The organism is Methylobacterium longum (assembly GCF_022179385.1).
In the GTDB taxonomy this organism is placed as follows: Bacteria; Pseudomonadota; Alphaproteobacteria; order Rhizobiales; family Beijerinckiaceae; genus Methylobacterium; species Methylobacterium longum.
Genome location: NZ_BPQS01000211.1, coordinates 1 through 215, shown reverse-complemented (window position 1 = coordinate 215; position 215 = coordinate 1). Strand labels below are relative to the sequence as shown.

The following is a 215-nucleotide window of genomic DNA, read 5'->3' as shown; positions in this document are numbered from 1 at the left end:
CGGGCCGCCCCGCCGCCGGTGTTCACCCCCGTCCCGGTGTTCACCTGGACCGGCGCCTACTTCGGTATCAACGCCGGCTACGCCTTCGACGCCAGCAGCAACAGCAACAACGCCACCTTCACGGTGCCCGGCGCCTTCACGGCCAGCGGCGCCCCGGTGCTCGCCTCCTTCGGCAACCGCAGCCAGGACGGCTTCTCCGGCGGTGGCCAGATCGG

The 215-nt window shown here is 72.1% G+C and carries 1 pseudogene; it reads left to right on the top strand.

What is annotated here, in order from left to right:
• Positions 1-215, top strand: a pseudogene (locus MFF58_RS32150) (porin family protein); the annotation flags it as partial.